The organism is Streptomyces sp. CO7 (assembly GCF_053474865.1).
The window spans coordinates 599270-605774 of the sequence record NZ_JBRIOU010000004.1 but is presented as its reverse complement, the minus strand read 5'-3'; the positions used below and the strand labels follow the sequence as shown (position 1 = coordinate 605774).

The 6505-nt window shown below is 73.6% G+C and carries 6 protein-coding genes; all 6 read left to right on the top strand.

All coding sequences use genetic code 11. From position 1 onward, the window contains the following. Positions 1-1183: DUF4190 domain-containing protein (locus tag ACOV8S_RS15560; protein WP_448318416.1), on the top strand; the 1183-nt coding region annotated here is incomplete at its 5' end. A 348-nt stretch (positions 1184-1531) separates the two neighbouring features. Beyond that, positions 1532-2284 carry a GntR family transcriptional regulator gene (locus tag ACOV8S_RS15555; RefSeq protein WP_448318415.1) on the top strand — a complete coding sequence of 251 codons (753 nt, stop codon included), beginning with the start codon at positions 1532-1534 and terminating at the stop codon, positions 2282-2284. A 251-nt stretch (positions 2285-2535) separates the two neighbouring features. Beyond that, positions 2536-2748, top strand: a complete 213-nt coding sequence (locus ACOV8S_RS15550; protein WP_448318414.1) for an SPOR domain-containing protein — start codon at positions 2536-2538, stop codon at positions 2746-2748. A gap of 24 nt (positions 2749-2772) precedes the next feature. Beyond that, positions 2773-3180, top strand: a complete 408-nt coding sequence (locus tag ACOV8S_RS15545) for a (deoxy)nucleoside triphosphate pyrophosphohydrolase (protein ID WP_448318413.1) — start codon at positions 2773-2775, stop codon at positions 3178-3180. Between the two features lie 118 nt (positions 3181-3298). Then, positions 3299-3715: an ATP-binding protein gene (locus tag ACOV8S_RS15540; protein WP_448318412.1), complete on the top strand. Its 417-nt coding sequence runs from the start codon at positions 3299-3301 to the stop codon at positions 3713-3715. A gap of 188 nt (positions 3716-3903) precedes the next feature. Continuing rightward, on the top strand, positions 3904-6489 hold the full coding sequence (locus ACOV8S_RS15535; RefSeq protein ID WP_448318411.1) for a SpoIIE family protein phosphatase: 2586 nt from the start codon (positions 3904-3906) through the stop codon (positions 6487-6489). The last annotated feature ends 16 nt before the right edge of the window (positions 6490-6505 follow it).

Sequence of the window (6505 nt, the reverse complement as noted above, 5' to 3'; positions counted from 1 at the left end):
CTACCCGGCACCGCCCGCCGGCGGATTCGGCCCGCCGTCGCCTCCCGGCCCGCCCGGCCCGGGTCCGTACCCCTACGGCGCGGGCCCGTACCCTTACGGCGCGCCCGCGCCGTTCGGCCAGTTCGCCCCGCCGAAGCCGCCCTTCAACGGCCTGGCGATCGCCGCCCTGGTGCTCGGCCTGATGTGCTGCGTGCCGCCGGTCGGCCTGATCCTCGGCGTGATCGCCCTCGTCCAGATCAAGAAGAAGGGTCAGCGCGGCAAGGGTCTGGCTGTCGCGGGCGTCGCGCTCTCCACGATCGGCACGCTCCTGACGGTGTTCTACTTCGCCGGCGGACTGGACGGGTTCAAGGACAGCTTCAAGGACGGCCTGAAGGAGGGCGCCCGCGGAGCCAACGTCACCAGCACCCTCCGGCCGGGCGACTGCTTCGACCTGCCGGACGCGCCGCAAGGCGCCCCGGAGGAGGGCCAGATCGTCCAGGACATCGACGAGCTGCCCTGCGACGCCCCGCACCACGGCGAGGCCTTCGCGCGCTTCAACCTCCCCGACGGCTCCTACCCGGGCGAGAGCGACGTGACCGACCAGGCCGACCGCCGCTGCTTCCGGCAGATGTCCTGGTACGCCATGGACACCTGGAAGCTCGCCCAGCAGGCGAACTACATGTACTACTACCCGGCGAAGGCGAACTGGTCCTTCGGCGACCGCTCCGTCGTCTGCGTCTTCATCCCGCGCGGCGGGGAGCTGACCGGAACCCTGCGCCTGGACGAGTCCGCCCTCGACGACGAGCAGCTCGCCTACCTGGAGCCGGTCGCGGGGCTCAACACCGCCCTGGCCGGTGTGCCGTTCGCCGGCGTGGACGAGGACCTGGCGGTCCACCAGGAGTGGGCGGACGAGGTCGCCGGCGAACTCGCGGCCGTCTCGGCCGCGTTGCGCAAGCACGACTGGGACGGTGAGGCGGCTGCCCACGCCGGGCGGCTCGCGGACGAGGTCGACGACGCCCACGCCCTGTGGGCCAAGCTGGGCGCCACCGAGAACGCCGACGAGTTCCGCATCGGATGGTCGGCGGCCGTCTTCGCGCTCACCGACGGCACCGACGGCGCGAAGGACCTGCGGAAGGCGCTGAAGCTGAGCACCGAACGTCCGGACGCCGACTCGGACACCGTGACGCCCGCCGGCGCCCTCTAGGCACCGCTCCGGCACCGCGCGGGTGCCGCCCGCTTCCCGCCCGCCCCCGTCGTGGTCCGCCGCGACGGGGGCGGTGTCGTGCGGCCGGTTCCGCTCCGTGAGGTGACGCTCCCCGGCGCACGGGCGCCCGCACCCGGCACCTGGGCGCGCCGGGCGTACCGGAGCGCGCCGGGACATGCCGTGGGCGGCGGACTGAAAGGGGTCCGCGCTGGGCAGGGATTGCCCGTCCAGAGCCTGGTCAACCGTGCTTCATCACATCGAGTGAAACGCTGGCCCTTGCTTGCGTGCAGCTACCCACGGTTGCCACTCTGTGGCTGCCTGTACAGCCCGAGCGAAGCGGAGCGGCCAGTGACATTCGGTGAGCAGCCGGCGTATCTGCGCGTCGCGGGTGATCTGCGGAAGAAGATCGCCGACGGTTCGCTCGCGCCGCACACCCGCCTCCCCTCGCAGGCCCGGATCCGCGAGGAGTACGGGGTCTCCGACACCGTCGCCCTGGAGGCCCGCAAGGTGCTGATGGCCGAAGGGCTGGTCGAGGGCCGTTCCGGCTCCGGCACCTACGTGCGCGAGCGCCCGGTGCCGCGCCCGGTCGCCCGCTCCGGTTACCGCCCGGCGGGCGGCGCGAACCCGTTCCGCCAGGAGCAGGCCGACGAGAAGTCGCGCGGCACCTGGGAGTCCCGCAGCGAGCAGGCCGAGGCGGAGCCGGAGATCGCCGAGCGGCTGCGCATCGAGCCCGGGGACCGGGTGATGCGCACCCGCTACGTGTTCCGCGAGAACGGGGAGCCGATGATGCTCTCCACCTCCTTCGAGCCCCTGGAGGTCACCGGGCGGACGCCCGTGATGCTGCCGGAGGAGGGGCCGCTCGGGGGGATGGGCGTGGTCGAGCGGATGGCCGGGATCGACGTCGTGGTCGACAACGTCACCGAGGAGGTGTCGGCCCGCCCCGGACTGGCCGAGGAACTGCTGGCGCTGGGCGGCGTGCCCGGCCATGTGGTGCTGGTGATCCGTAGGACGTTCTTCGCCTCGGGGCGGCCGGTCGAGACCGCGGACGTGGTGATTCCGGCCGACCGGTACCGGGTGTCCTACCACCTTCCGGTGCGGTAACTCCCCTACCGGCCACGGTGGGCGGCCTGTCGCGGGCGTCGGATTTCGGACGACCTGATGGCCTGTGGGCTGTTCCGCGGCACGGGAGCGTGAAGGTCAGGCGCACGCCGGAGGGGGGCGTGCGCCCCCTCGTTATGGCCGGTTGCCTGCCTCTTTGGCCGAAGTCGTGTTCGCTGCGTGAAGGTTGGGCGTACGCTCGGGCATATGCGTACAGCGGTTTCATCGGCGAGGCCGGCAATCGGAGAGGCGCGATGAGCGACGGCACGATCACCCTTCCCTGGCAGGTCATCCGCCAGGACGACAACGGCAACCGCTACCGGGTGGGTCAGTACGCCACGCGCGCGGAAGCCCAGAAGATCGCCGACAACCTCGACTCGCGCGGGCACAAGCAGCTGTACTGGGTCGAGCGGATCGGCGGGACCACGGGTCCGGCCGGCTTCCCCGGCCCGTCCGGCGCCGCCTGAGCCGCGCCCCTTATGCTCCGGCGCATGACGGTTGATGTCACCGTGGTCGGGGCCGCCCTCTTCGACGAGGGAAGGCTGCTGGCCGCGCGCCGCAGCGCGCCGCCGGAGCTGGCGGGCCGCTGGGAGCTGCCCGGCGGCAAGGTGGAGCAGGGCGAGACGCCCGAGCAGGCGCTGGTGCGCGAGCTGCGCGAGGAACTGGGCGTCGAGGCGCGGACCGTCGGGCGGGTTCCCGGCGAGTGGCCGCTGCGCGAGCCCTACGTCCTGCGGGTCTGGACGGCCCTCCTGGAGCCGGGCTCGCCCGCCCCCGAGCCGCTGCAGGACCACGACGAACTGCGCTGGCTGTCCCCCGGGGAGATCTGGGACGTCGACTGGCTGGACCAGGACGTGCCGGCCGTGCGTGAGGCACTGGAACACCGTCCCCGCGGCCGCTGAACATTCCCGAACATCTCCTCGAATCTCACGGTAATCACTCTTCTGTTCGGGTATGGGCCTTTATGTCATCGATCGTCCGGCGGGGCGGTCGGGCTCTTCCCGGGAAGAGGTGGTCGAGGTGCTCGACGCACGGGAGACGCACCACGCCGACTGGACCTTCCCGTCGTCGCCCCGCGCGGTGCCGGCCGCCCGGTCCGCGGTCGTGGAACGGCTGGAGCAGTGGGGCCTGGACGGCGTGCGGGACACCGCGGCCCTGCTCGTGACCGAGCTGATCACCAATTCCGTCCGGCACGGACGGGGCGGCCCCATCGACCTGGCGATCCTCGGCCCGGGACCCGACGGGGGCGGCCAGGGGACCGTGCGGATCGAGGTCCGCGACGAGGATCCCCTCCCGCCGCGGCCGCGGGAGGAGGTGCAACCCGAGGACGAGAGCGGACGCGGACTGCTGCTGCTCACCTCCTTCGCGAGGGCGTGGGGTGTACACCCAGGACACCGGGGGAAGACGGTGTGGTTCGAGCTGGCGGTGCCCGGGTGAGGGTCCCGCACCGGTCGCGGCTCGAGATCTCTCAGGCCACTCGACGTACTGGCGGTTCGGGCGGGATATGGGTGGTTAGGAGACCGGGGGAGTGAAGGACGGTGTCGCACGGCGGCGCGGTGCTGGATACTGCGGGCAGCCGCCCGAGGTGACCGGCCCGGGTGGGTGTGCTGGAGGGGACGGTTCGCGTGGGCGGGATACCACCGAGGGGCCCGGGAGAAGAGGCCCCGGAGGTCGACGGGGTGTGGCAGAGCGGGCCGCCCGGATCTCTGAGCGACGCGCTGGGCATCGCCACGTTCTCACTCGGCCCTGACGGGCTGGTCGACCAGTGGAGCGCCCGCGCCGAGAGCCTGCTGGGCGTGCCAGCCCGGCTCGCCGTCGGACGCGACCCGGTGGAGACCTTCGTACGGCCCGAGCTGCGCGGCGGCGTCCGCCGCAAGATGGCCGAGATACTCGACGGCCGTGAATGGACCGGCGTCGTCCCCTACCTCCGGCCCGCCGAGGGCGGCGACGGCACGGCGGACCACCCGGGCCACGGCGCCGCCGGCCGCACCGAGGCCTTGGCCGAGATCCACGTGATGCCGACCCGCAACGCCGAGGGGGAGCGCGCCGCGCTCTGTCTCGTGATCGACGTCCGCACCCTCCAGGGACTCGAGGCCGACCTGGCCGCCTCCCAGGCGATATTCGGACAGTCCCCGTTCGGCTTCCTGCTGATCGACGCCGACCTGCGGATCCAGCGCGCCAACCAGCGCTTCGCCTCGGTCTTCGGCGGCCGCCCCGAGGACCACCTCGGCCACGGCGTCCACGACTACCTGGCGCCCCCGGAGGCCGAACGGGTCGCCACCGCGCTCCGCCAGGTGCTGGAGACCGGTCACTCGGTCACCGACATGCACGTCACCGGCAGCGTCGGCGACGGCGCGGAGCCCCGCGACTGGTCGATCAACCTCTATCGCGTGCACGCCGGCAGCGGCCGCCCGATCGGCGTGGCCTGGCTCGGCATCGACGTCACCGCCCGCAAGGAGGCCGCCCGCGAGGCCGCCGCCGCCCGCCGCAACCTGCACCTGCTCAACGAGGCCGGCGCCCGCATCGGCAACAGCCTCGACCTGCAGACCACCGCGCGCGAGCTGCTGGACGTCGTCGTCCCGCACTTCTGCGACCTGGCCACCGTCGACCTCTACGAAGCGCTCCTCGTGGGCGACGAGGCCGCCCCCGGCCTCGCCGACGGCAGCGCCGCGCTGCGCCGGGTCGGCTTCTCCAGCGCCGTCGCCGACCTGGCCTTCCCCGCGGACGACGCGCCCCACGAGGTCGGCACGGTGCACCACTACCCGTTCAACTCGCCCTGCGCGGACGCGCTGCGCACCGCCGAGCCGCGGCTGGTGCCGCCCACCGGGGGCCACCGCAGGACCCTCTCCACGCTGGCCGTGCCGATGGTCGCCCACGACACCGTGGTCGGCCTGGTGAAGTTCGCCCGGGTCACCGGCAGCGAGCCCTTCGGGGAGCGCGACCGGGCGCTGGCCGCGCAACTGGCCTCGCGGGCCGCCGTCTGCATCGACAACGCGCGCCTCTACCGGCGGGAGCATCAGCGGGCGCTGATCATGCAGCGCTCCCTGCTGCCGCCCGGTGACCCGGAGGCGGCGGGCCTGGACATCGCCTGCCGTTATCTGCCCGGCAGCTCCACCGCAGAGGTGGGCGGCGACTGGTTCGACGTGATCGATCTGCCGGGCCACCGCACCGCCCTGGTGGTCGGCGACGTGATGGGCCGCGGTCTGCGGGCCGCCGTCGCGATGGGCGAGCTGCGCACCGCCGTGCGCACCCTGGCGCTGCTCGACCTCAGCCCCGCCGAGGTGCTGGGCGCGCTCGACGAGATCGCCCGCGGCCTCGGCTCACCCGGACTGCCCGCCCAGAAGAGCGGCCGCACCGCGCGGCGGCCGGACGGCGCCGACCCGGCCGAGGTGTACCTCGCGACCTGCGTCTACGCCGTCTACGACTCGGTCACCCGGCGCTGCGTCTTCGCCAACGCCGGTCACCTGCCGCCGGTGGTCGTGGAACCGGGCGGCAGCCCCGGACGCATGCTGGAGGTGCCGCCCGGGATGCCGCTGGGCGTCGGGGGCGAACCCTTCGAGGAGGTCGAGGTCGAGCTGCCCGACGGGGCGCTGCTGGCCCTCTACACCGACGGACTGGTCGAGTCCCGCCACCAGCCGCTGGACGACGGGCTCGACGCGTTCGTCGCCGCGATCACCGACCCGACGCGGCCGCTGGAGGAGGTCTGCGACCAGGTCCTGGGCGCGCTGGACACCCACCACGGCGAGGACGACATCGCGCTGCTGCTGGCCCGGATCCGCGGACTGCCGCGCGAGGCGGTGGGGGACTGGACCTTCCCCGCCGAGGCGCGCAGCGTGGGCCGGGCGCGCGACCACACGCGCGAGCAGCTGGCCGCCTGGGGACTGGACGCGCTGGACGACACGGCCGAACTGCTGGTCAGCGAGCTGGTCACCAACGCGCTGCGGTACGGCGAGGGCGACATACGGCTGCGGCTGCTGCTGGACCGGACGATGGTGTGCGAGGTGTGGGACGCGGGGCTGGTGCAGCCGCGTCGGCGGCGGGCGCGGGACACGGACGAGGGCGGCCGGGGGCTGCAGCTGGTGCAGCTGCTGTCCGCGGCCTGGGGCTCGCGGCGCACCCACCGGGGCAAGACCGTCTGGTTCGAGCTCGCCCTCCCGAAGGCGGGCGCCCCCGCCCCCGACCCCACCGCGGCCTTCCTCGACCTCTTCTGACCGCCGGATCCCCCCC

What these genes read in the sequence shown, in the direction of transcription:
- ACOV8S_RS15550 (WP_448318414.1), top strand. Translation starts at nt 2,536, where the DNA reads ATGAGCGACGGCACGATCACCCTTCCCTGGCAGGTCATCCGCCAGGAC.
- ACOV8S_RS15545 (WP_448318413.1), top strand. Translation starts at nt 2,773, where the DNA reads ATGACGGTTGATGTCACCGTGGTCGGGGCCGCCCTCTTCGACGAGGGA.